General features: G+C 66.6%; 21 protein-coding genes and 4 tRNA genes. 15 read left to right on the forward strand and 10 right to left on the reverse strand.

Annotated features, from left to right (window positions below; genetic code table 11):
* The first annotated feature begins 110 nt into the window (after positions 1–110).
* From H7F38_RS13305 to menB, 4 genes are all read left to right on the forward strand, one after another.
* Positions 111–1,226: an extracellular solute-binding protein gene (locus tag H7F38_RS13305; RefSeq protein ID WP_187090333.1), complete on the forward strand. Its 1,116-nt coding sequence runs from the start codon at positions 111–113 to the stop codon at positions 1,224–1,226.
* Between the two features lie 38 nt (positions 1,227–1,264).
* Positions 1,265–2,839 carry an iron ABC transporter permease gene (locus tag H7F38_RS13310; RefSeq protein WP_187090334.1) on the forward strand — a complete coding sequence of 525 codons (1,575 nt, stop codon included), beginning with the start codon at positions 1,265–1,267 and terminating at the stop codon, positions 2,837–2,839.
* Positions 2,836–3,855, forward strand: a complete 1,020-nt coding sequence (locus H7F38_RS13315; RefSeq protein ID WP_187090335.1) for an ABC transporter ATP-binding protein — start codon at positions 2,836–2,838, stop codon at positions 3,853–3,855. Before H7F38_RS13310 ends, H7F38_RS13315 begins: the two co-directional genes overlap by 4 nt.
* A gap of 144 nt (positions 3,856–3,999) precedes the next feature.
* Entirely contained in the window at positions 4,000–4,857 is an 858-nt protein-coding gene (gene menB / locus H7F38_RS13320) for a 1,4-dihydroxy-2-naphthoyl-CoA synthase (RefSeq protein ID WP_187090336.1), read from the forward strand.
* A gap of 29 nt (positions 4,858–4,886) precedes the next feature.
* On the opposite strand, the gene H7F38_RS13325 is transcribed toward menB, so the two are convergent.
* The 3 genes from H7F38_RS13325 to H7F38_RS13335 form a co-directional block, all read right to left on the reverse strand.
* Positions 4,887–5,063, reverse strand: coding sequence for a hypothetical protein (locus H7F38_RS13325; protein WP_187090337.1), 177 nt, complete (start codon positions 5,061–5,063; stop codon positions 4,887–4,889).
* A 333-nt stretch (positions 5,064–5,396) separates the two neighbouring features.
* Positions 5,397–6,266, reverse strand: a complete 870-nt coding sequence (locus H7F38_RS13330) for an oxidoreductase (RefSeq protein ID WP_187094696.1) — start codon at positions 6,264–6,266, stop codon at positions 5,397–5,399.
* Positions 6,267–6,578: 312 nt separating this feature from the next.
* Positions 6,579–7,472 (reverse strand): glucose 1-dehydrogenase, encoded by an 894-nt coding sequence (locus H7F38_RS13335; RefSeq protein WP_187090338.1) that lies wholly within the window; start codon positions 7,470–7,472, stop codon positions 6,579–6,581.
* A gap of 674 nt (positions 7,473–8,146) precedes the next feature.
* Between H7F38_RS13335 and H7F38_RS13340 the strand changes: the two genes are divergently transcribed.
* The 8 genes from H7F38_RS13340 to H7F38_RS13375 all read left to right on the forward strand — a co-directional run bounded on the left by H7F38_RS13340 (position 8,147) and on the right by H7F38_RS13375 (position 14,487).
* On the forward strand, positions 8,147–9,244 hold the full coding sequence (locus tag H7F38_RS13340; RefSeq protein WP_187090339.1) for a site-specific integrase: 1,098 nt from the start codon (positions 8,147–8,149) through the stop codon (positions 9,242–9,244).
* Positions 9,245–9,506: 262 nt separating this feature from the next.
* Positions 9,507–10,037 carry a hypothetical protein gene (locus H7F38_RS13345; protein WP_187090340.1) on the forward strand — a complete coding sequence of 177 codons (531 nt, stop codon included), beginning with the start codon at positions 9,507–9,509 and terminating at the stop codon, positions 10,035–10,037.
* Complete coding sequence (locus tag H7F38_RS13350; protein WP_187090341.1) at positions 10,034–10,480, forward strand: hypothetical protein; 447 nt, start codon at positions 10,034–10,036, stop codon at positions 10,478–10,480. Before H7F38_RS13345 ends, H7F38_RS13350 begins: the two co-directional genes overlap by 4 nt.
* The gene (locus H7F38_RS26655) at positions 10,477–10,854 is read left to right on the forward strand and encodes a WhiB family transcriptional regulator (protein WP_187090342.1); all 378 of its coding nucleotides are present in this window, start codon (positions 10,477–10,479) and stop codon (positions 10,852–10,854) included. Before H7F38_RS13350 ends, H7F38_RS26655 begins: the two co-directional genes overlap by 4 nt.
* A 227-nt stretch (positions 10,855–11,081) precedes the next feature.
* Positions 11,082–11,453 (forward strand): WhiB family transcriptional regulator, encoded by a 372-nt coding sequence (locus tag H7F38_RS26660; RefSeq protein ID WP_187090343.1) that lies wholly within the window; start codon positions 11,082–11,084, stop codon positions 11,451–11,453.
* 393 nt (positions 11,454–11,846) lie between these two features.
* Positions 11,847–12,263, forward strand: coding sequence for a hypothetical protein (locus H7F38_RS13365; RefSeq protein WP_187090344.1), 417 nt, complete (start codon positions 11,847–11,849; stop codon positions 12,261–12,263).
* A gap of 623 nt (positions 12,264–12,886) precedes the next feature.
* Entirely contained in the window at positions 12,887–14,230 is a 1,344-nt protein-coding gene (locus H7F38_RS13370; protein ID WP_187090345.1) for a phage major capsid protein, read from the forward strand.
* Positions 14,230–14,487 (forward strand): hypothetical protein, encoded by a 258-nt coding sequence (locus H7F38_RS13375; protein WP_187090346.1) that lies wholly within the window; start codon positions 14,230–14,232, stop codon positions 14,485–14,487. Before H7F38_RS13370 ends, H7F38_RS13375 begins: the two co-directional genes overlap by 1 nt.
* A 527-nt stretch (positions 14,488–15,014) precedes the next feature.
* Here the strand turns inward: H7F38_RS13375 and H7F38_RS13380 are convergent.
* The 5 genes from H7F38_RS13380 to H7F38_RS13400 all read right to left on the reverse strand — a co-directional run bounded on the left by H7F38_RS13380 (position 15,015) and on the right by H7F38_RS13400 (position 16,509).
* Entirely contained in the window at positions 15,015–15,488 is a 474-nt protein-coding gene (locus H7F38_RS13380; RefSeq protein WP_187090347.1) for a hypothetical protein, read from the reverse strand.
* A gap of 110 nt (positions 15,489–15,598) precedes the next feature.
* Positions 15,599–15,670, reverse strand: a tRNA-Val gene (locus H7F38_RS13385).
* Between the two features lie 54 nt (positions 15,671–15,724).
* A tRNA-Cys gene (locus H7F38_RS13390) sits at positions 15,725–15,795 on the reverse strand.
* Positions 15,796–15,834: 39 nt separating this feature from the next.
* Positions 15,835–15,907, reverse strand: a tRNA-Gly gene (locus H7F38_RS13395).
* A 158-nt stretch (positions 15,908–16,065) separates the two neighbouring features.
* The gene (locus tag H7F38_RS13400) at positions 16,066–16,509 is read right to left on the reverse strand and encodes an SsgA family sporulation/cell division regulator (RefSeq protein WP_187090348.1); all 444 of its coding nucleotides are present in this window, start codon (positions 16,507–16,509) and stop codon (positions 16,066–16,068) included.
* 251 nt (positions 16,510–16,760) lie between these two features.
* Here H7F38_RS13400 and H7F38_RS13405 point away from each other — a divergent pair.
* Positions 16,761–16,835 (forward strand) — tRNA-Val (locus H7F38_RS13405).
* A 298-nt stretch (positions 16,836–17,133) separates the two neighbouring features.
* On the opposite strand, the gene H7F38_RS13410 is transcribed toward H7F38_RS13405, so the two are convergent.
* Positions 17,134–17,967 carry an SDR family NAD(P)-dependent oxidoreductase gene (locus H7F38_RS13410; protein WP_187090349.1) on the reverse strand — a complete coding sequence of 278 codons (834 nt, stop codon included), beginning with the start codon at positions 17,965–17,967 and terminating at the stop codon, positions 17,134–17,136.
* A 242-nt stretch (positions 17,968–18,209) separates the two neighbouring features.
* Between H7F38_RS13410 and H7F38_RS13415 the strand changes: the two genes are divergently transcribed.
* Positions 18,210–18,845, forward strand: coding sequence for a TetR/AcrR family transcriptional regulator (locus tag H7F38_RS13415; protein WP_187090350.1), 636 nt, complete (start codon positions 18,210–18,212; stop codon positions 18,843–18,845).
* A 440-nt stretch (positions 18,846–19,285) separates the two neighbouring features.
* A complete protein-coding gene (locus H7F38_RS13420) occupies positions 19,286–22,648 on the forward strand; it encodes a VWD domain-containing protein (RefSeq protein WP_187090351.1) in 3,363 nt (1,120 codons plus the stop codon).
* 215 nt (positions 22,649–22,863) lie between these two features.
* Here H7F38_RS13420 and H7F38_RS13425 read toward each other — a convergent pair whose 3' ends face one another.
* The gene (locus tag H7F38_RS13425) at positions 22,864–24,429 is read right to left on the reverse strand and encodes an NAD(P)/FAD-dependent oxidoreductase (protein WP_187090352.1); all 1,566 of its coding nucleotides are present in this window, start codon (positions 24,427–24,429) and stop codon (positions 22,864–22,866) included.
* Positions 24,430–24,442 lie beyond the last annotated feature (13 nt).

The following is a 24,442-nucleotide window of genomic DNA, read 5'->3' on the forward strand; positions in this document are numbered from 1 at the left end:
CGCGGTCGGTGAGTGCTACCTCACTCCGCAAGTGCGCGAATCATTTCCAGTGGGTACCGTATGTGGTTAGGTATGGCTTGCCTAGCGAAATCCCTGGAAGCGGTGTACGGATGGTCAGACGCGGTAGATGGTTCGGAACGGCCGGGATCGGTGCTCTGGTCGGGGTGATGCTCGTGGCCGCAGGCTGCTCGAGTGGATCCTCCTCCACCGCAGGCCCGTCGTCGTCGGCCCCGGCGGGTTCGGTGAGCCTCACCATCAACGGTGCCGGGGCGCCGCCCGCGGCCTCCGGGAGTGCTGCCGGCGTCTCCGGGCAGACGATCACCGTCTACAGCGGTCAGCACGAGCAGACCACCCAGGCGCTGGTCGCCGATTTCGAGAAGCGGACCGGCGTCAGCGTGAAGCTGAAGTCCGACGACGAGGCCTCGCTCGCCGGCCAGGTGCTGCAGGAGGGCTCGGCCAGCCCCGCTGACGTCTTCTTCGCCGAGAACCCGCCGGCGCTGACCACCCTGCAGGAGAACAACCTCCTGACGACGGTCGACGCCTCGACCCTGTCCCAGGTTCCGACGAAGGCCAGCTCTCCCGGCCAGGACTGGGTCGGGGTGTCGGCCCGCGCCGTGGCGTTCGCCGCCAACAACTCGGTGCCCGCCTCGAGCCTGCCCGCTTCGGTGATGGACCTGGCCGGTCCGGCCTGGAAGGGCAAGCTGGGCCTCGCGCCCAGCGAGACCGACTTCTCCCCGCTGATCACCGCCGTCATCAAGGCCAAAGGGGCCGATGCGGCCAAGTCCTGGCTACAGGCCCTGATGGCCAACGGCAAGGTTTTCGCCGACAACGAGACCCTGATATCCGCCATCGACAAGGGTGAGGTGCAAGGTGGTCTGGTGGACCACTACTACTGGTACCGACTCCGTGACGAGGTCGGCGCATCGAAGGTCGCCTCCGGCCTGCACTACTTCCCGGCGGGCGACCCTGGCTCCCTGGTGGACGTCTCCGGCGCCGCGGTGCTGAAGTCCAGCAGCCACGCTGCCGCCGCACAGGCCTTCCTGGCCTACCTGGTCAGCGCGCCGGCGCAGCAGATCATCGCCACCTCCCACAGCTACGAGTACCCGCTGCGTCCCGGGGTGAGTTCGTCCGCCGACCTGCCGCCGATGGGCGCCATCGTGTCCCCGGCCGAACTCGGCGACGGAAAGCCGGCGCTTGCGCTGCTGCAGGATGTGGGGCTCCTCTGACCAGCACCGTGTCGGCCGGGCCCGAGGCACCCGGCACCATGAGCCCCGCCGCACCGGTCGGGCCGTCATCGACCACCCTCAGGTCCGGACATCTGCCCGGCCTGCGTCGTCGACTGCTCTCACCGCTGGGCCTGCTCACCGCCGGAGTGCTGCTGACCGTGGGATCCCCGCTGATCTTCGTGGTCGTCCAGGCGACCAGGGCCGGTTGGGCACCCGCCCGGGCCCTGCTGCACCGGCCGATCGCCGCGACCCTGCTGTGGCACACGCTGACACTGACCGCCGCCGTGACGACCACCACGGCCGTCATCGGCTTCGGCGCCGCCTATCTCGTCGAACGCACGGACCTGCCGCTGCGCCGGATGCTCTCCGTCGTCCTGGTCATGCCGCTGGCCGTCCCCGAGTTCGTCCAGGGGTTCTCCTGGGTGTCGCTGACGTCCTCGGTCCGCGGCTACTGGGGGGCCGTGCTGGTGATGACGTGCGCGCTGTATCCACTGGTCTACCTGCCGGTGGCGGCCAGCCTGCGGCGCAGCGACGCCGGTGTGGAGGAGGTCGCGCGCAGCCTCGGCAAGGGGCGATGGGTCACGCTGGTCAAAGTCACCCTGCCGCTGACCAGACCGGCCCTGGGCGGTGGCGCCCTGCTGGTGTGCCTCTACCTGCTGGGGGAGTACGGCGCATTCGCAGCCCTGCAGTTCCAGACCTTCGCGACGGCGATCTTCACCGAGTACAAGGTCGCCTACAACACTGCTTCTGCCTCCGTGCTGACCCTGCTGCTGTGCCTGATCGCCCTGCTGGTGGTGATCGGCGAGATGCGTGTCAGCGGGCGCCGCCCGACCGGCCGCGCCGCAGCGGCCGGTCGCAGGCCGTCGCGGGTCCCGTTGGGAGCGGCTCGCTTTCCGGCTCTGGCGGCCCTGTTCGCACTGATCGTCCTCGCGCTGGGTGTGCCGATCGGCGCGCTGGTCTACTGGTGGGCCCGCGGCACCTCGAGCACGCTGCCGGCCGCCTCGATCATGACGGACGTCTGGGCCACCCTCGGCTATGCGTTCGCCGCAGCGATCATCGCGACGATCGGCGCGGTGCCGGTGGCGCTGTACTCGTGGCGCCGCCGGACGAGATGGGCGGCGACCGTCGAACGCGGCGCCTACCTGACGAGGGCGTTGCCGGGCATCGCGGTCGGCCTGTCGATCGTCTACATCACCATCCACTACGCCCGGCCGTTCTACCAGACGTCGTGGATGCTGGTCGCCGGCTACGTCGTGCTGTTCTTCCCGCTGGCCCTGACCGGGGTCCGTGCCGCACTGGCCTCGGTCCCGTCCGGTGTGGAAGAGGTCGCCCGGTCGCTGGGCGTTCGTCCGGCGCTGGTACTGCTGCGGGTGACCTTGCCCCTCATCGCCCCTGGAATGGGGGTGGCCGCGGCCATGGTGATGCTGGCGGCCAGTACCGAGCTCACCGCGACGCTGCTGCTGCGGCCGATCGGCACCAACACCCTGGCCACCCAGTTCTGGACCTTCACCACCGGTCTGGCCTACGGCGAGGCCGCCCCGTACGCGGCGCTGATGATCGCGATCTCGGCGATCCCGGTGCTCGTCCTGGCCCGCCGCGGTGCCGTCCGATGAGCCTGGCGATCTCCGGGCTGCATGCGTCCCACGGCCGCACGCCGGTGCTGTTCGGCGTTGATCTCCGCATGCCAGATCACGGTCTCGCCTGCGTGGTGGGGCCCTCGGGGTGCGGGAAGACGACTCTCCTGCGGGTGGTAGCCGGGTTCCACTCACCGTCCGCCGGCCGGGTCGAACTGGGCGGCCGGCTCCTGGACGACCCCCCCGGGACGCACGTCCCGGCCGAGCGCCGCCGGATCGGCTACATCCCCCAGGACGGTGCGCTGTTCCCCCACCTGAGCGTGGCCGCGAACGTCGGCTTCGGGCTGCCCAGAGCCGATCGCGCCCCCGTGGTGGCGCGGCTGCTCGAGCTGATCGACATGGCGAACCTGGCGGACCGGCATCCGCACCAGCTCTCGGGTGGGCAGCAGCAACGGGTGGCGCTGGCCCGTGCGCTGGCCCCGGAACCCGACCTGCTGCTCCTGGACGAACCCTTCACCGCCCTGGACGCCGGGCTGCGGGCCAGGGTCAGGACCGACGTGATCGACCTGCTGCGCTCGACCGGCACCGCGGCGGTGCTCGTCACGCACGATCCGGCCGAGGCGCTGGCCATCGCAGACCAGGTGACGATCATGGAGGCGGGCCGCATCGTCCAGACCGGCTCCCCTGACGAGCTGCACGCCCGCCCCGTCTCGGCACTGGCCGCGCGGGCGCTGGGCGACACCAACATGATCACCGGCCGGTGCGGGAAGCTCACCGTGGCCACGCGTCTGGGTGACCTGGTGCTCGATGGGCCGGTGGGCGCCGCCGAGGTGACCGTCGTCGTCCGCCCTCGGCAGGTGGTGATGTGTCCCGGCGACGAGCCGGGCTCGGTCGCGGCGCTGGTGCGGCGGGTGGAATTCCGCGGCGAGGACTACCGGATCGAGTTGACCGTGGACGGTCTCGAAGAGCCGGTGGTGTCGCACAGCCTGCTGCGCGTCCCGCAGGGCTCAGCGGTGCGTCTGCGAGTCGACGGCGCCGTGCACCCGCTGGGCTGATTTCGGCGGCTGGCTGTCGTTGCGGGCCGATCTGGCACGCCCGTGCCACCGAGGGTCAGGGGTGATCCGGGCCCGTTGCGCAGGGGTGCGGATAGTGTTTGACGAACGCACGGTACTGACGCACACGTAGAAGGACGGCGCACCATGGCTCCAACAGACGCTCCATCGATATCGACCGGCCCGACGATCTGGACCGCATCCGGCGAGTACGAGGACATCAGCTACGAGACGACGCAGGATGGGATCGCCAAGATCACCATCTGCCGCCCGGAGGTGCGAAACGCATTCCGGCCCCAGACTCTGATCGAGATTTCCGCTGCCATGCTGATCGCGCGGGAGGACGAGCGGGTCGGCGTCATCATCCTGACCGGTCAGGGTGACAAGGCGTTCTGTTCCGGGGGTGACCAGCGGGTGCGCGGCAACAGCGGCTACAAGGAGGACGAGACCTCGGTCGGGCGCTTCCACGTCACGGACCTCCAGGTACAGATGCGCCGGCTGCCCAAGCCCATCGTCGCGATGGTGGCGGGTTTCGCGATCGGCGGAGGGCACGTCCTGCACGTCGTGTGCGACCTGACGATCGCCGCCGACAACGCGATCTTCGGCCAGGTCGGGTCGCGGGTGGGTTCGTTCGACGGCGGTTTCGGCGCCAGTTCCCTCTCCCAGCTGGTCGGGATGAAGAAGGCCAAGGAGATCTGGTTCCTGTGCCGGCAGTACAACGCGCAGCAGGCGCTGGACATGGGCATGGTCAATGCGGTCGTCCCGCTTGCGGATCTCGAGGCCGAGACCGTGAAGTGGTGCCGGGAGATGCTGCAGCTGTCGCCGTTCGCGTTGCGGCTGATGAAGGCCAGCTTCCATGCCGCCGAGGACGGTTACGCCGGGATCCAGCAGCTCGCGCACGATACCAACCTGCTGTTCTACGGCTCCGAGGAGGCGCAGGAGGGCCGCGAGGCCTTCAAGGAGAAGCGCAAGCCCGAGTTCGCTCGATTCCCGAAGCGCGCCTGAGCGCAGTCGACGCCTCCGCCCGCCCGAGGTCAGTCGGGAATCGGGTCGTCGATGCCCCTGACGAACTCGTGCCCTCGGTCGCAGACCGGCCTCCCGACGCGCACCAGGCCACCGTCCTCACCCATCGAGAGCTCGACCTCGTACCGCTGGGTCAGCGGGCCCCCGCACTGTGGGCAGGGAGTCTGCAGGGTGATGGAACGGCTCATCGGCAAGACCTCTCAGCGGTGTGGTTGACGACGATGCTGGGCCGAGGCGGCGAACTCGTCGTCGGGTGGAGCCGCCAACGGTAGCGGGGTCGGACGTGTGCGGCTCTCGCAGAGCGAATCAAGGGACAGGACGAGGTAGCGCAGCCACAGCTCGGGCTGCGAATCGGTGACGGTCGAGCCGATCAGTGTACTGACGACGGCCAGATCGGTGACCTCGACGTCCCGCCGCAGGGGCCCTGCTCCTTGGCCCGGTCCAGCAGCGCCGTGACGGTGGGAATGAGCCGACCGCGCGCCCTGGCCAGATCGATGAGCGTGCCCGTATCGGCACGGTCGTCAGGCGGCGAGGCGGTTCAGCGCCGACACGTGGTCGTAGGAAAGTACCAGCGCGCCCCCGGCGACGTTGTCGTGAAGGTGCGCCATCGATGAAGTACCCGGGATCAGCAGCACGTTGGGCGATCGTTGGAGCAACCACGCCAGCGCCACCGCCATCGGTGTCGAATTGAGCCGGGCCGCAATGGATCCCAGCTCGTCCGACTGCAGCGGGGAGAAACCGCCGAGCGGGAAGTAAGGGACGTAGGCGATGCCCTGCGCGGCGAGCGAGTCGATCAGGACGTCGTCGGCGCGGTGGGCGATGTTGTAGAAGTTCTGCACGCACACGACGGGAGCGATGGTCTGCGCCTCGGCGATCTGATCGGCGCTGACGGTGCTCAGGCCCAGGTGTTTGATCAGGCCCTCCTGCTGCAGCTGGGCCAGCACCGTGAAGGGTTCGGCGATCGAGCCGGGGGTCGGGCTGTCGAAGCCGCCCACTCGCAGGTTGACCACGTCCAGCGTGTCCAGGCCGAGGTGGTCGAGGTTGTCGTGCACCGCCTGCCGCAATTGCTCAGGTGCCAGCGCCTTCGGCCAGCCACCCTTCGCGTCGCGCAACGAGCCGACCTTCGTGACGATGTGGAGCGAGTCGGAGTAGGGGCGCAGGGCTTCGCAGATGATCTGGTTGGTGACGAAAGGGCCGTAGAAGTCACTCGTGTCGATGTGGGTGATTCCCAGTTCGACCACCTCGCGCAGGATGGCGATCGCCGCATCGCGGTCCGCCGGCGGGCCGAAGACGTGTGGCCCGGCCAACTGCATCGCGCCGTACCCCATGCGGGTCACCGTCAGATCCTCGGCCATGGTGAACGTTCCGCCTGGAAGTGTCTTCGCTGCCATCAGTTTCGTCCTCTCGTCGTGGTGCCACTCAGGTTGCTGCACGGTGTCGCCGATCTCTTCCATGCGACGGCGCTCGAACGTGTCGCGCATGGAAGCCAGCCCTGGGGATCATGGTCCAGAACCAGTCCGACGTGATCTTCGCTGATCGGCTCATAGAGGCTCAACGGGAGAAGTGCGACGAGAGCATCGATCGAGTGGTCCGCGATGCCGACCGATACGAGTCGCTGACGGAGGCGCTCGTCGGGAAGCATTCTCCGATTGTAAGGATGTGCCGAGCGACTCGTCAGCGTGCCCGTCGTCGCGGCGTCCAGTTCACGGGGTCGGCATGCCCCCGTTGACGTTGAGCGTCTCGCCGGTGACGTAGCTCGATTCCTGGGAGGCGAGATAGACGTAGGCAGAGGCAAGTTCGGCGGGCTGTCCGGCCCGACCGAGGGGAGTCTGCTGCCCGAATTCCTTCAGCGCCTCCGGGGGTTGTCCGCCGGCCGTCTGCAGCGGCGTCCAGATGGGTCCGGGCGCAACGACGTTCACGCGGATGCCTCTCGGGGCCAGCTGCTGTGCCAACGACTTGGACATCGTGTTGATCGCTGCCTTGGTGCTGGCGTAGTCGACGAGGATCGGAGACGGGGAGTACGCCTGGATCGAACTGGTGTTGATGATGCTGGCCCCCGGAGGCAGATGGGGGAGCGCCTCCTGGATCACCCAGAACAGGGCGCTCACGTTGGTACGAAACGTTTTGTCGAAGCTCTCGCTGGTCAGATCGGCAAGGTCCTCGACGAACTGTTGGCGCCCCGCGACATTGGCCATGAGGTCCAGCCCACCCAACTCCCGCACCGCGGTGGCGATCAGGCTTCGCGCGAACGTCTCGTCAGCGATGTCCCCGGGCGCCAGCACGGCCTTGCGTCCGGCCTCGCGGACGAGCGCCGCGACCTCGTCGGCATCGATCTGCTCCTCGGGAAGGTAGCTGAGGACGACGTCCGCACCCTCTCGCGCGAAGGCGATGGCCACGGCTCGCCCGATGCCGGAGTCGGCGCCGGTGACGAGGGCCCTGCGACCCGTCAGCCGCCCGGACCCACGGTAGGACTTCTCTCCGTGGTCGGCCTTGACGGCCAGGTCTGCATCCAGTCCGGGCCCGTCCTGCTGCTGCTCCGGGAAATCCTCCGATGTGTATTGCGTGACCGGGTTCGTCATCAGGTACTGGTCGGTCATCGTGCTCCTCCTGCGAAGTGGGACATTTCGTTCGTGGTCAGATCCGGCCCGCGCCGCCGTTGCCGCGTGAGCAGGAACGTGCTGGTGGTCGAGATCATGCCGGTCCAGTGCCCACCCGCGTTGCCAGTCATGCGCGGCTTGTCGCGGGCGGTGTCCCTGCGCCTGATGGAAGAAATGGCCAGAGAAGGGTGACCATTCATCGTCGGGTTCAGGCTGCCATTATGTTTCCTACTCTTCGTCACGAAAATGCCGAAAGCCCCGCCCGGGACGCCCGCGACCAAGGCGAGGCAGGCGACGTCGGGCGAGCGGTCGGGCCCGACGGTCGACAGGAGCGTGCCGTGGGCGACAGGTGGACCGTGGTCCGGCGGCCAAGCGCGATTTGGACCTCGAGGCAGGCACTTGTCCTTCGACGGGGTCGACCGGACCAGGTGGCACGTCCACAGAATGAAAATGACCTCGGATCAGCGTCTCCGCTGAACCGAGGCCATGGTCTGATGGTGGGCGATACAGGGATTGAACCTGTGACAGACTGATTTGGCGTCACAGTTCGCCACCTGCTCAAACACGCGCTGACCTGCTGATCTCCTTCACTGTATCGCCTGACAGACGTGGACGCAAGTGGACAGAGATGTACTCTCAACGGGCACGTATTGGGCACGGCGAGAGGACATCGCATGGCAGGCAAGCGCGGTTTCGGCAGTATCCGGCGGCTGCCGTCCAAGCGGTATCAGCCGCGCTACACCGGCCCGGACGGTTTGCGCTACACAGCGCCCCACACCTTCGACACCAAGCTCGACGCCGAGGGCTGGTTGACAGACGTGCGCCGCGAGATCACCGCGGACACCTGGCGGCCCGCCGGGGCGGCACCGCCGAAGTACCGAACCGTTGGGGACTACGCCGAAAGCTGGCTGACAGCAAGGACCCTGAAGCCGCGGACCACGGAGCACTACCGGCAGCTGCTCGACCGGCTGATCCTGCCGACCTTCGCCGATACGGCAATCGTCGCCGTCACGGCCGACGGGGTGCGCCGGTGGCACACATCGATGCCGCCGCGGCCGACCCAACGGTCCCACGCCTATGCACTGCTGAAGGCCATCCTCCGCGACGCTGTAGACGACGGACTGATCCCCGCCAACCCGGCGCATATCCGCGGCGCTGGCAGTGCCAGGCGAGCGCACAAGGTCAAGCCGGCGACCTTGGCCGAGCTGGCCGGGCTGGTCGAGGCGATGCCGCCGAAGTACCGGGCCTTGACGTTGGTCGCCGCCTGGTGCGGGCTGCGGTTCGGCGAGCAGGTCGAGTTGCGGCGCAAGGACGTAGACCTATCGGCCGGCGTTCTGCATGTGCGGCGCGGCGCTGTGCGTACGAAGACGGGCATATCGATCGGCGGCCCGAAGTCGGCGGCCGGCGTGCGTGACGTGTCGGTGCCGCCGCATCTGCTGCCGATGCTGCGCAAGCACGTCTACGACCATGCGGCACCTGGCCGCGAGGGCTTGCTGTTCCCGGCCGGGCACGGCGGGACGTTGGCACCCTCGACGCTCTACAAGGTGTTTTATCCGGCGCGCGAGGCGATTGGGCGGCCTGACCTACGGTGGCACGACCTGCGGCACACGGGCGCGGTCTTGGCGGCATCGACGGGGGCGACGCTCGCCGAGCTGATGGCCCGGCTCGGGCATTCGACACCGGCGGCGGCCCTGGTCTACCAGCACGCGGCCGACGGCCGGGACGCGATCATTGCCGCAAAGCTTTCGGAATTGGCTAACCCGAAGGGGTGAACTTTCGAGCGACAACCCTATGCAGCCCTATGCAAACCTACGCAAACCTACGCATCAAAAGGGTTAGGCGCAAAATTGGTGTCGGGGCAGTGATGTACAACTAGGACGGAGCTGTAACCTGCAGCGCCGCGCATGCAAATGCCCCCTGACCGAAAAGTCAGAGGGCATTTACGCCGCGCACCGAAAAACCCTGCCGAGGGAATAGCCGAATGATAGCAGCACAAGCCCTTCACGCGCCCGTGACTTCTTTCGGGCGGCCCTAATGTGGACGAAGCTCAGCGACGACCTGCCCGATAATCCGCGGCTTCTCACGCTGACGCGCTCCATTCGCTGGATGCTCGTAGAGCTGATGATCTGGTCGAACAAACACGGCACTGACGGCCTGGTGCCGTGCGCCCTGCTCGGGCGGATCAGTGACGAGCTCGAGCCGGCCGCCGCTGCTGACCTGTTGGTCGGCGCCGGATTCCTAAACCGTGACGGCTCCGATTACGTCATCGTTGGTTTCCTCGACGACCAGCCGTCCGCCGCGGACACTGCTCGTATCCGCGCCTTGACGAACGAGCGTTCCCGCAGGCAGCGGCAGCACAGAAACGGTGATCATTCGCTGTGCGATGCCCGCTACTGCCAACAGTCACGCGTGACATCCCGCGTGAGCAACGATTACCCGCCCGACCCGCCCGACCCGCCCGAAGGAACTAGGGCGGTAGGGCCGGGGAAGGGTGCGGCCTCTTCGGGCTCCGCCCTCGGCCGCACGCATTCCCCGGTTGAAGTCATCTACCCGGCCGGCTGGTGAAAAAGCACGTACGGCTCGAGGTTCGAATCCAGAGCGCCGAGGAATGTGACAGCGACAAGGGTCACGCCGGGATCAGCGTGACCCTTGGCGAACCGGAACTGTGGGCCGACATGAAGCCGACCGATAGCCAGCAGCGTTGGCGCGAGGCCATCATCCACAGGGCAGGCTTGCTCGCGCGGATAGCGAGCTGGGCCGAACCATTCGTCACCGAACAACGTCGCACCCACGGTTGCGAAATTCAACCGACCCGGCATTCACTCGGGCCGATGCATCCGCCCGAGTACGGCGACCGGGACATGTGCTCCCTGAATTGCTACGACTTGCTGCGACCGACCGCGGACGCCGCGGTCTACCTGACTATTGACCAAGAGGAAATCAGCGTGTGGAAAAAACGAGTGAAGGCTTGGCTTGCAGTTTTGGCCGAAGAGAATTCAGCATCATGACGCAGAGACGCCCCGGCTCCGTCGTCAAGGCAAGCCGGCTCGGCGCAGGCCCGCGGACGACCGAGGCCAGGTCGTCGGAGCGGCGGATCAACCTACCGGCGTTGAGTCCGACCGCCGAGAGTGCGCACCTCCGCCTCGGGCTCGCGATTGCAGCGACGTTCCGGCCAACACCATGCGCTGGGTCCGACGACTGGCTCAGCGAAGCCGCTGAGGTGCGCGCAGCCGCCGCAGAGTCCTGCACCGGCTGCCAGGTGCTCAGCCTATGTGCCCAGTACGCTGACGCCGCCCCTGAGGCGTGCGGCGTGTGGGGCGGGGTTGACCGCACGCCAGCCGCGGCCAAACGCGGCCGGCCACGCACACGCAAGAGCGCCTGAATGATGCGAGCCCGATTTTTTGGGTGGGCGACCCGACGCCGACCGGCAACTCTGCATTTCATCAACCCGAGTGTGTCAGTGGGATCAAGTGTGATGGCAGCGTGTCAACCCGCTCAGAGTGAGTGTGTCAGTGTGTCTATAGGGACACACACACACTCACTGCCGGCCAACACGGTAGTGGGTCAGTTTGAAATTGACACACTCGACGATGACGCGGAGGTCGAGAGGTGACGCAGCGACGCCCCGGATTCACCAATATCGCGGCGAGCAAACCGGGCAGCGGACCGCGGACCGACGACCGGCCGGCCAGTCGTCGCATCAATCTCCCGGCCCTGAGCCTGGCCGCCGAACAAGCGCACGTACGTCTCGGCGCTGCGATTGCAGCGGCGAGACGTACGCCGTGCGCCGGAGGCTCGGACAAATGGTTTTCCGAAGACCCTCAAGTCCGCCAGGAGGCAGCAGAATCGTGCCGGGGGTGTCCGGTGCTTGCCCTGTGCGCCCAGTACGCCGATGAGGCAGGCGAAGGCCAAGGCGTGTGGGCCGGTGTCGATCGCACGCCAACCTTGGCGAAGCGAGGACGGCCACGCAAGAGCGCCTGACATTCGCACGGCACGCCGCCCAACCAGGGCCACCCGCCTCGGCCCATCACTCGACCACGTGAATCCCATCGCCACACACCCGCACCTAGCCCTCGACCCGGCGAACCTGAAGCCAGCCCACTACGGATGCAACAGCGCCAAAGGCGCACGACCAGCCACCCCATTGCCTACGCCGCCACGCCGGCGTGACGACTGGTGACCCAGATTCCCCACCCCATACCCCACCCATACCCCACCCCGCTGACCTGCGGCAACGCCAGCGCCCCACAGACGAGCCCGGTTTTTTTGGTGGGCGACCGGACGCCGACCGCATGTCTTCCATTTTTTGTCCCCGTTTTTTCTCAGGTTGGGACCCTGGACCCGGCCCCGCCGAACTAGCAAAGGATTGACACCATGATCGAGATCGAAACTTCCGCCCTTGAACGGGCCATGCAGGTGCTCGAGGACGACCGCGGCCGCAGCGTTTTGAAAATGGCCCTCGACGAGCGCAGCTCGGGCGGGGACCTGTTCGCGGCCGGGATTGTTGCTGCCTCGGAGGGCTACCCGGTGCCGCTGGCCGAGCACCTCGACGGGCTGGACAATCGTGGGCTGTCGCATCTGACTGCCGCGTGCTCGCGGCTCCGCAATAGGCATGCGGCGGCCGGTGAGCACGATCTGGCCGCGATCTGGCAGGAGGTCCTACTGCTGGTGCTCCGCTACTGGGAGCAGCCGTCCGCGGTCGCGCCGAGCTCGGCCGCCGACGCCGATTGGGAGGCGCTCACGAGGTCTATCGGCGGCGTGACCAACACGTTCGCATGTGAGCGGGCCTGACCGGGGCGCCGATGAACCCTCGTGGCTTCGCAGCAGCCGGGCGGCCCGCGCATCAAGGTTGCACCGGAGCCCCCCGCTGCGCGGCTGAGCCACTCAAACTTCGGTGGCTCCGGTCAGCATCTCTTCGCGCGGTCGGCGTTGTGGTCGGCGATGACGACCAGGCACCCCTGTGTCGCACCCCCTGGGCCGAATCGCCGGCGTGAATCTTCGCCGAAGAATCTCGCCCCCCCTCGAGCCGAGCCACCGCGGAACAGTGTGGCCTATTCGGCTGCCCGGTTCGTGGCGGTGGTGCTGGCCGAAGAAAATAGCCCGCCCGAAACCTTCGGATTGTGATATTATGTCGGCGCATTCGGACATGCCCGATTCGAGCAGGTAGAAAACCACTCGGCGCAACTTGGGCTAGATCCGAATCAAGGAGCCACGCCGGGCAGCGCGAAACGCACCCGGCCGAAGTTCCACCGTATCCGCAGGGAACTCTCGTCACCGCAGCGCGAAACGCACGGTAGACGCAGAGAAGCCGCGGCAAACACACACCCCCTTTCTTTTGCCGTACCCGCGTGTTGTGCCTGACGGCCGCCGCGGCTCTTCGGCTAACCCGAATCCACCAGAATGGATCAACAAAGATGTCCGACTCATGGCTCGTCCGCCAGCTCTCCGAGAAGCGGGATTCCGCGCTCGCCGAGGCCCGCAAGATCACCGACCGCGCCGAAGCTGAAAAGCGTGAACTGACCGCCCAGGAGGTTGTCCAGTTCGATGCGCTGGCCGCCGACATGGATTCGATCCGGGCGCAGGGCGACTCGTTCCGCAAGCTCGACGCCCAGATCAAGGAGCAGGAAAAGTATTTGACCCACGCACTCGGCGGCGGCAACCGCGCTGCGAGCACCGCTCGGGAATGGTCCCGTCGCAGCGATGGCCGCTCCGCGACCGCGGACCCTGGGCAGCGTCTCGCCGAGAATGCGGTCGTCGCTGACATGCTCTCGCAGCAGGACCGCTCTGCGCGGCCTGTCGTCGAGCAGCACGGCACGCTCGACAATTTTGTCCGGTCCCTTTCCACCACCTCCGGGTCGGCGATTGTCCCCACCATTTGGGGGACCGACATCATCGACCGTGCCCGCAACTACGCGGCGGTCCTTCAGGCCGGCGCGCAGATCGTCCCCATGGATGCGCAAACCATTCAGATCGGCCGGTTGACCACCGACCCGACCGCGGCGTTCCGCTCCGAGGGCACTTTAATCACGGCGTCGGACCCGGTGTTCGATAACGTCACTTTGCAGGCGAAAACCCTGACATGCCAGGTCACCGGCTCCCTTGAGTGGTTCATGGATGCGATCAACGTCGAGGAAACGGTTTCCAATGCAATCGCAAAGGCGGTTGCTCTGGAACTCGACTTCAACGCCCTCTACGGTGGTGTCGTCGCCGGCTCCGAGGTCAGCGCCACCGGCTTCAACAGGGTGCTGACGTCGCCTCCCTCACCGCGTGGTGTCTTGGCGGCGCTGCTGGCCGTCGCGCCGGGCAACGTCCTCGGCGGCGCAGCGAACGGCACCACCCAGACCGCCACCAGGCCTTGGGATGAAATTCTCGACCTGGTGTACACCCCCGCCGATTCCAACGAGCAGGTCAACGGCCTGATTTGGTCTTCGAAAATGCAGCGCCGCTACGCGAAGCTGTACGACACCCTTTCGCAGCCGCTGCGGGTTCCGGACGCCCTGGCGAACATTCCGCGCTACGTTTCCAACCAGGTCCCGTCGAATATGACCGTGGGGACCAGCACAACGAACATGACCGATGTTTTCGCGGCCGACTGGACGCAGCTGCTCATCGGGCAGCGTCTGGACTTCCACATTCAGACGCTGACGGAGCGTTATGCCGAATTGGGGCAGATCAGCATCATCGCGACGTGGCGCGGCGATATCGCCCCGGCGCGGCCGAAGGCGTTCAGCGTTTACCGTTACCTGCAGAACACCTGATGTCTCTGCGGGAAGAGCGTTCCGCCGCGGCGGACTTTGCCGCGGCGGAACGGGCCGGTGCAGTCGGCAAGAATCTCGGGGTGGTGGCACCGGGCATCTTGCACATCTGGGATCACCCCGGTCACGGGCAGCAGGTCGTGTTCACGGCGGGTGAGTTGTTGCCCCCGTGGGCGGCGGCTCGCCTGCTGGCCGCAGGGACGGACCGGTTCGGGCAGGTTCTGTCTCGCGGCGGCGACCTCGTTTTGGTGGCGTCATGAGTCTGGTGAAGCGTTTCGATGCGACCGGCGTCCCGAGGCGGGTCGCCGGTCAGGCCCCCATCGCTGGGCCTGAGACGGAGCCTGATGGCATGGTGATGGGGGTTCGGCTCGCCGATGGCACCGGCATGATGCTCGACGGCCAGCCCCCACCGGCAGCCTCCAAAGGTTGGGGCAATCTCGCTTTCCTGCGGCAGCGCGGGCACTAGGTCTGCCTCGAGGGAACTCGTCAGCCGCGATCGGGCGCGTCAGGTCGGCCTCGAGGGAACTCGTCGTCCGCGTCACAACGTTGGGCCGGGCCTGGCGGAGGATCATTCGCACCCACGGCCGCGCTTCGGAAGATCACCGGATGCAGCTTTCACCAGTCCGGCGCAGCAGCGCGGGTGTTGGTGACAGCGAATCCGTTCTAGGCCGGCAGTGCCCCGCGTGCGTGTCGCGCACGCCGAGGGCTCGTTTCGCCTGTACGGCCAAAATAAAGAGCGCCCCCCGCGAACTCGTGGGGGGCGCTCTTTGCTGTATGTGCGGAAGGGCTAGGCTTTCGCCTTCGCCACGCAGGCCGCGATGTCGAGGGCGAGCTGCGACGCGCCGGCCATGTCGAGCGGCTGATCAACGTCGATGCCTAGGGTCGGCTCGATGGTCACCACGCCGCCGGTCTGGGTGTAGGTCTCGTGCCAGGCAAGGTAGGCGTGCGATTCGAGCCGCGGGCGCCAGGCGTGGAACCGCTGCGGCCGGCCGTGCTCGTCCTCGGAGTCAAAGGCGTGTTCGCGGCGCTCGTCGCAGTGAGTAGAGCAGGTGAGGGGTGCGGTCGTCAGTGTCACTGAGAGTTGTCCTTCGGTTGCGGAGAGTTTGTGCGAGCAAATCACAGAATGGGACGCGGCGCCTACTCGGCCTTCGGACACCCGGCCGCATTTCGGGCACACGGGCCGGGGGATCTCGGGGTGGTGGGCGCGGATCTGGTCGGCGAGCTCGATGCCGTCAACTCGGCGGGGGTGGGTGATCGTCATGTGGGTTCCTCTTTCGCTCGGCGGGTGCAAGTGGGCACGTATTGGGCACGCCGAAGAATGAAAATGGCCCCTAGTCAGCGTTTCCGCTGATCAGGGGCCATGTCTATCGGTGGGCGATACAGGGATTGAACCTGTGACCTCTTCCGTGTCAGGGAAGCGCTCTCCCGCTGAGCTAATCGCCCGGGCAACTGGTGGCTCCGTCGGGGCGGATCCAGCCGGGTGGAACTCTCACGTCGAGGTGGGAACGGGATTCGAACCCGTGTACACGGCTTTGCAGGCCGTTGCCTCGCCTCTCGGCCATCCCACCGAGCAAGGCATTTCATCGTGGAGATGAGCGCCTGCGTCGAGCGAACGACGGGATTCGAACCCGCGACCCTCACCTTGGCAAGGTGATGCGCTACCAACTGCGCCACGTTCGCACGTCCCTGGCAGGTGAAGACTCGAACTTCGGAGCCTTCGCGCCACCGGGGTGCGATTGGAAACTCTAGCCGACGTGGAGGCGTCATCCAAACCGGCGAGTCCGGACCGGGCGGCCCATGGATCCACCCCTCGGTTGGGGATCCGCGGACCGACCCGGTCAGCTCTGTGGGGTGCCCGGCAGCTGCAGATCGGCCAGCAGGGCGATTTCGTGGTCGAGATCGAAGTACTTCGACTCGGCGCCCAGGGGCACCACGTCCAGGGTGTTCTGCGCGAAGCGGGTCAGCACCTCGGCATCCGCGAGCAGACGGGCGCGGCCGCTGGGGGAGTTCAACTCGAAGACGATGCCGTCGTGGCAGGGGAACACCTGGACGTCGCCGGTGCCGGCGGGGGCACTGACGCCGTCGATCAGGAGTTCGCGGGCGAAGACCCACTCGACCGCTGGAGCGGACGGCACCGAGAAGATCACCCTGATGGCGAACGGGTCCCGGCTGTGGAAGGTCAGTTCGGCGTCCACGTCGATGTCAGCAGCGTCGGCGATCAACGTCATGCCGGTCCGAGCAACCACCGAGTGGTGGCGAAGGGCGGTGGGCTGGAGGGCCATTTCGTGCTCCTGTCGATCTTGGGCTGCCGGCCGGAGAGTGATCCGAAGAGCTGCATTTCAACTTGTTCGTCGCAGAGGAGACGAAGGTGGTTTCCGTTCATCACGCGACCAGGGCAGATTCACCCAGTCGGAGTACGGCGACGACGTTTGGAAGCTAGGAGTAGTGGTTCTGAACAAGTTTTGGGGCTGTCCGGGTATCGGGTATCGTGGTCGCTGCACCTGAGTTGGTGCTTCCGAGAGCTACGGCTTCCGGGCGATTAGCTCAGTGGGAGAGCGCTTCGTTCACACCGAAGAGGTCCGGGGTTCGAAACCCCGATCGCCCACCAGTACCACCGCAGGTCAGAGCCGGTCCCGGATTTTTCGGGGCCGGCTCTTCTGCTGCCCGTGGGCACATTTTGGGCACAACCTGGCGTGATGCGGTGTGATCGAGCGCGACGGCACCGCTCCCTCGGGCACCTGCGACCGGCCCGGGCGCCCATTGACGGACCCGCACACGGCACCCCCGGCGCGATGGTCTTGAGCCCGGTACGGACGGTCGCCCATCTCCCAAGTGCATGCTCACCTGTGCCGCTGCGATGAAGCCGCTGTACCTGGCGTGGCAGATACCTGGTGTGCACCAGATGATCAGCTCTGGATGTCGAGGAGGGCTTCGCTTTTCTCCCACAGTTGCCGGGCCAGGTGCGCGTCATTGGACTGCAGGTTGACACGGGTCGCGATCTTTCGTTTCTCGTAGTAGTTGCCCGGCTCCCAGGTCTTGCCCGGACTGGTCGCGGACAGCCAGATGAGCTGGTCGGCTCCTTGGTGGGTGGATTTGAGGAATGGTTTGACCAGCGGGTTGCCGTACATCAACCGCATGGCACGGCTGGTGGTCTCGGCGGCGAAGCCCGAGCCGACGATGCCGGGATGGAACGCGACGGCGCTGATTCCTTGCGTTCGGTATCGGGCGTCCAGTTCTCTGGTGAACAGGATGTTCTCCAGTTTGGAGTCGCCGTAGGCCTTGTTGGCCGAGTAGCGGCGATCATTGTTGAGGTCGTCGATGTCGAGCTTGCCGTAGAGGCGCGCGGCGATGCTGGCCGTCTGGATGACGCTGGCATGGCTCTTGAGCAGCGTGGGTAGCAGCAGGTTGGTCAGCAGGAACGGGGCGAGATGATTGACCTGGAAGGTCTTCTCGAACCCGTCGACGGTCTTGTCACGCGAACCGAAGACACCGCCGGCGTTGCTGGCGAGCACGTCGATCCTCGGGTAGCGCTGCTGGAGACTGGCCGCGAGTTCGCGCACCGTCGTGAGCTCGGTGAAGTCGGCGACGAAGTGCTCGGCACCGATCGAGTCGGCGACGCGGCGGGTTTTGTCGGGCGATCGGCCAACGACGACGACCGTGTGGCCGTCTGCGTGCAACTGCCGTGCGGCGGCTGCGCCGATCCCGTCACTGGCGCCGGTGATGACGATGATCTTGGACATCGGGTCCTTCTCTCGGTGATCGTGGGGGGTGATGCGGTCGGGTTCAACTGTGGACGACGTTCTCGGCGTCACGAGAAACCTGCCGCCATGGATGTCGTCGAAGCGGCCCGCGTCCTGCCGGAAGACAGGGTCGTGAACGAGATGATGAAGCGCTCCTCGATCATGACGGGACTAACAGTTGTAAGTCGACGCTGGCACGACACGCCTAACGCCTGTTAGGCGAAGCTGGTTAGAGTGGTCACATGACTTCTGATGCCACCGTCAAACGGATCGGCAACAGCCGTGGATCCGGCAGCGATCTGCGTGAGGAGATTCTCGCCGCAGCCGAGCGACTCCTGGCCATGTCCGGACCGCGGGATACCGTCACCCTGCGTGCGATCGCCCGGGAGGCCGGCATCGCCGCGCCCTCGATCTACCCGCATTTCCGCGATCGGGACGCAATCCTGGATGCCGTGGTCGATCGCACGTTCGTAGGACTCGCCGACACCTGCCACAGCGCCGCAGCGGGAGCGCCCCGGGGCGTCGAACGGGTCACGGCGATCAGCCTGGCCTACCTCGGGTTCGCTCGGCGCAACCCCGGGCAGTACCGCATCCTGTTCGAGCGCTCACCGGGGAACATCGCTTCGCCGCCGCACCGATATCCCGAAGGAATCGACGCGTTCGGAGTACTGACCAGCGCGCTCGAGGACGTCGCAGCTCAGGGCTCGCGAGGCGACCTCGATCCGACAACGAGTGCTCAATCGCTGTTCGTCGCGCTGCACGGCATTGCCACATTGCCACCAGCCCTGCCCGGATTCCCATGGCTGGCCGAACCCGTGCTCGTCGGCAACGTGATTGGAAAAATAGTCGGCGTGGTATCAGGTGAAGAATTCGGCTAGCAAAAGGTTTGTCCGGTCGGACAGCGCAACGATCTCGGAGGGGCGATGCAACGGCGTCCGAGCTTGACAGCAGGTCGTTCGATGCCGCGGTGTGCGTGTCCGGTGGGCTCTTCGCCGCCGACATGCCTGCATTCGTGTTCGCGGTAGCCACCAAGCAAATGCCACGGTCGACCCACCAAGCCCCGCTGAACCCGACCGTCGGCACCCGGTCCAATTGCGACCGCGTGGAACGGGAGTGACCGCCTGGCGTTCGACTTTGCCGACGTCCATGCCGAGTAAGACGGCAACGTGCTACCGCGGAGCGAGCTGAGTCGCACACGTCGGATTTCTCCATTCCCACGAAGCCGAGCAGCGCCCCGTGAGAACCTGACGGCGTCCCGTCGAAGGCCGCCTTCTCACCGGCCCATCATTCTCGGCGGGCCGAGGAATGGGTCGCTCACATGGATCTCAGACGTGCTCTGCCGGTGCCTCTGCTCGCCGGGTTTGCCCTGTTCGTCGGTTCCCTGCTCGCGCCTGCTGCGCATGCGGACCAACCGGGCGGTCTCGGTGTCACGGTGCAGACTGGCGCCAACGACCAACCGGTGGTGGTGCTGACCAACCAGGGGACCGCGTCGTGTCAGGTCAGCCCGATGGCCCTGGGCACCATCGACCTGACGGGTGTTCACCAGGCCGGCAGGATGGTCGAGGCGATCGCGATGATCCCATCCTTCGACGAGGACCTCGGTTTCACCATCTCGCAGCACCTGAGGCTGCTCCCGGCCGGAGCGTCCCTGCGGGTGCCGCTGGACGAGGTCGGCACTGGACCGACCGGGCACGCACTGCGGACGGTTTCGTGGTCATCGGCGGTGACGGTCGGGGCGCTCTACCCGTTCGATCCGGCCAGGCCACTGACGCTTGCTGCCTCCTACACTGCACCAGATCTCACGGTCACCGGCCGGCCGCTGTGCGAGGCAGGCATTGCGGCCACCGGCACAGCGGTGACGACGGGTCCAGCTGCCGCCGCGCTCACCGCCCCGGGTGACGCCCTCTCCGATCACCCGACCAACTGGCTGCTGTGGGTTGTGCTCGGCACGGTGGCGCTGTTTGCGGTGGTGCTGGCGTGGGTGCTGACACAACGCAGGCGAAGCCGTCGTCGGGCCGGAGCCGGTGCGATGGCGGTGGTGCTGCTGGCCGCCGCCATCGGGTTCGGATCACCCCCTGCCAAGGCGGAGGCGACGGTGACCGGCGGGCCTGGCGTTGCGAACGGCGTCGCCGGCTGCTTGGCGGGGTTCAACACCCCCGGCGGTGACCCGGCCGACATCATGAACACCCTGAACAAGCCGTCCGTCCACGTCACGATCAACCTGGACACCTCAGGAAACAACGGCGAGAACCGGATCGACCCACAGAACATCTTCATCTACTGGGACCCCGATGACACCTCGATGCTGAGCGGACACGTCCCCCGGATCCCCTGCGACGAGCTGTATCACGAGCTGTTCCATGCCTCCCAGGACACCACCCCTCAGGGCGTCGACGTCCACGAATGTTTCGACGGGTCCGGCAATGGGACCGGGATTGCCATCAAGGAAGTGGAAGCCACCAAGGCCGAGAACATGCTCAGAAGGAACAGACACGAAACGTTGCGGACCGTGTACGGGCCAAACCCGCTGCCGCCGGGCAAGTGTCGGCCGTCCCGGCCCGGTGACCCCCTGTGCCACCCCAGCCTCGGCTGCCCACTACCCCCGAGTAGGGCGGGTCAGACCACTGCCGACCCGCATGTGACGACCTTCGATGGTCGACGACTGGACTTCCAGGCTGCCGGCGAGTTCGTCGTCAACAAGGACATTGCCTCCGTAGACCCGGCCACCGCCTTCCAGGTCCAGGTCCGTGAGGAGCCCTGGCGCAACAGCAGACAGGTCGGCGTCAACACGGCCATGGCAGCCAATGTGGCCGGCGACCGGGTGGAGGTGTTCGTCCAGGACGGCCAGATGGAGGTACGGGTGAACTCCGCGAACCACCCGCTGAGCTCCGGCCCACTTCCCGAAGGCGGCGACCTCATCTACACCCCGAGGAAGGCCGGTCCATTTCTTACCATCGACTGGCCCGACCATTCCTACACGCTGGTGACCATGTACAGCCGTTCGCTCACCCTGATCGTGGTGCCCGCACCGATCCACAACGGACACCTGACGGGTCTGCTCGCCGACGCCGACGGCAATCCGGCCGACGACCTGCATCTCGCCTCCGGATCGGCCACCGGCGCGCCGACCTACGACGACCTGTACCCCAAGTTCGCGGAGAGCCTGCGCATCACGCAGCAGAACTCGCTTTTCACCTACGGCCCTGGCACCAGCACGCAGACCTACACCGACCGCACCTTCCCGGACCGCAACTCGGCCCCGTCGCCGAGGCGGGCCTGGGCCGAATCCGCCTGCGCCCTCTACGGAATCACCGATCCGATATCGTTGCAGAATTGCGTGGTAGACCTGGCGAACACCGGCAATTCAGAATTCCTGGCCGCCTCGATGCTCACCCAGGCAAATGCGACCAGCTTCCAGCTCGGCGGCGGTGGCACCACCCTTGCCGTCACGAAGGCGGGGCAGCAGATCACAGTCCCCTTCCGTGGTACTGCCGGTCAGAAGTTGTACGTCGACGTGGTGGCCAGTACGTTGCCCTCCGGCTGCGGCTGGCTGCGGCTGCAGGATCCGACGGGCAAGCTGTTGGCGGCCGGCTGCATCATCAACGGCAAGGGCGGCATCGACGTCGTGGTGCTGCCGGTGACCGGAAGCTATCTGGTCGTGGTCGATCCGCCGGCCGGCGCGACCGGCTCTGTTTCGATGCGGCTGGTGTCGGCGACCGACCAGCAGGGCGGACTGACCATCGACGGTCCGCCGGCAGCCATCGCCGTCACCGCCGCGGGCGGCCTGGGCCGCCTGACCTTCAGTGGACAGAAGGGCGAGGTGGTCTACGCCGGCGTTCCCACCTCGACCCTGCCCGACTCCTGTGGATCGGTCTCGATCCAGGACCTGCAGCAGCACCGGTTGGGCAGTGGTTGCGTCATCAACGGTGTCGGTTCGATCGATCGGGTGACGTTGCCCGCCACCGGCACCTACGCCTTCGTGCTGGATCCGGCTGATGCAGTCACCGGCAGTATGCAGGTCAGGCTGACCAGCGCCACCGACCAGATCGGCACCATCGGTGTCGACGGGCCGACGGTGACCGCCACGATAGCTCAGCCAGGAGCTGTTGCGCTGCTGACGTTTTCGGGGTCAGTCGGAGAAAGGGTATACGTCGACGCGAGCGGGGGCACCCTTGCAGACCAGTGCGGCGTCATCTTCCTTCGCGACCCGACCGGCAACACGGCCAACGGCGGATGTGTGATCGGCGGCAAGGGCGACATCGATGCCACCCTCCTGAAGGAGAACGGTACCTACACGATCGTTGTCGATCCGTCCGCCGCCGATCTCGGCAGCGTTCAACTCCGAGTGTTCAGGGACACCGATCAGCAGGGCGCGATCAGCATCAACGGGCCAGCGGTGACCGCTGCCATTTCTCAGCCGGGTGCGGTCTCCAGGTTCACCTTCCAGGGCTCCGCCGGGCAGAAGGTCGCGGTGAGCGCGACAGGCGCCACCTTCACCGGCGGCTGTAGTGTGCTGCAGCTCAAGGACGCGGCCGACCAGACCCTCACCAGCGGCTGCGTTCTCAGCGGTCACGGCAACACCGACGTTGTCGACCTGCCGAGCACCGGAACCTTCACCGTCGTTCTGGACCTCGGCGGCGGTGGAATCGGGCAGGCGCAACTCCAGTTGACTTCCGGGTGACCTGCCATTTCAACCAATGGTGGTGTACTGCTCCGGTCAGCGGTGATCCCATTTCCTGTTCGTGCCGGGCAGCACCATCCCGGCAGCCTGACCGGGGAGCCCGTTTGCGGGTGGGCACCGCCTGCGGGCCTGGATCCACCTGAGCTGATGAGCGGTATGCCGATCGACCGGATCCGCTCGATGGACCTCGACGAGATCGTGGGCGATCCGGTCGACTACCCGACCCGGAACGAACTTGCCGAGGTCGAACTCGCGCTCCCACTGACGTCCGGCGTAGATCGGTGGGCTGGATCATTTCGGCTGTCGGGTGCGGTGCGAGGCGGGCCGGTGTTCGATTCGTCAAGGTCGAAGTGTGCGAGGTTCGGCTCGCGCAGCAGAGCGCGGTGCTGCGCGGGCGTCCCCGGAAAGGTGTTGGGCCTGCCGTGTTTGTCCAGGTACCAGCTCGCACATCCGGACATCCAGATGGTGCTGGGCATCGCCTCGGCGAGGTCGGCGTTGTAGGCCGCGGTCGGTTCCGGACGCGGCGACATCGAGCGGATCGGACCTTCGGCCAGCATCTTCACCCACTTCATGATGTAGTCGGCCTGGGCCTCCGCGATCGGGATGACGGAGAAGTTGCCGAACGGGCTGTGCGGCCCGACGAGCATGAAGAAGTTGGGAAAACCAGGGAGCGCCACGCTCCGGTAGGCATACGGATCCTCGGCCCACGCCTGGTCGAGCGTGACACCGTCCACGCCGGTGAGAGCGAGCGGCCGCATGAACGCCTGGGCGTCGAAGCCGGTGGCCAGCACCAGCGCGTCGAGTCGGTGGAGGATCCCGTCCGCCGTCACCACACCTTCCGGGACGATCCGCTCGATCGCGTCGGTCACGACGTCGACGTTCGGGCGTTGCACCGCGCGGTAGAACCCGAGGCCCATGACGATGCGCTTGCACATCGGTTCGAAGTCGGGCGTCAGCTTCCTGCGCAGTTCCGGATCCTTCACCCGTCGCAGGTGCCACCGGCACAAGGCCGACATCACGGTGCGCTGCCACCCCGGATGGACCGTGGCCTCTCCGAAGGTCAGCTCGAACACCCATTTGTACAGGCGGTAGGCCAGCCGGCTGATCCGCTTCGACCGGCCCACCACCCGCCGTCCGAAGGCGGTGTAGTGCCAGTTCGGCAGGGGCAGGATCCACTGCGGAGTCCGCAGGAACACCGCCAGGCGCCGCGCTTCGGGCGCCAGCGCACTGATGATCTGCACGCCGGTGGAACTGTTGCCGATGACGCCGACGCGCTGGTCGGCGAGGTCGACGGCGTGATCCCACCGTGCCGAGTGCATCACCGGCCCGCTGAAGTCGGAAAGGCCCTGGATATCCGGGAAATGGGGGATGTTCAGGACTCCGGTGGCGGTGACCAGGACATCGAACAGTCCCTGGTCGCCGGACCGGGAGGTCACCGCCCACCGACTTCCATCCCACGTCGCCGCCGTCACTGCGTCGCCGAATCGGATGTGATCGCGCAGCCCGTAGCGCTCGGCGACCCGGTCGAAGTAGGCCCAGATCTCGCGGCCCCCGGGGAAGAACTGGGTCCAGTCGGGGTTGGGTTCGGACGCGTACGTGTAGAACCGGGACGGGACATCGCAGGCCAGCCCCGGATAGCTGTTGTGGTGCCACGTCCCGCCAAGATCCGTGGCCTGCTCGAAAATGGTGAAGTCGGCATGGCCGGCCTTGACCAGTCGCATGCCCAGGCCCAGACCGGACATGCCGGCGCCGACGATTGCGACGCGCAGTGGACGGGACATCGGCGCACTCTCC

The sequence above is a fragment of the Nakamurella sp. PAMC28650 genome (assembly GCF_014303395.1).
In the GTDB taxonomy this organism is placed as follows: domain Bacteria; phylum Actinomycetota; class Actinomycetes; order Mycobacteriales; family Nakamurellaceae; genus Nakamurella.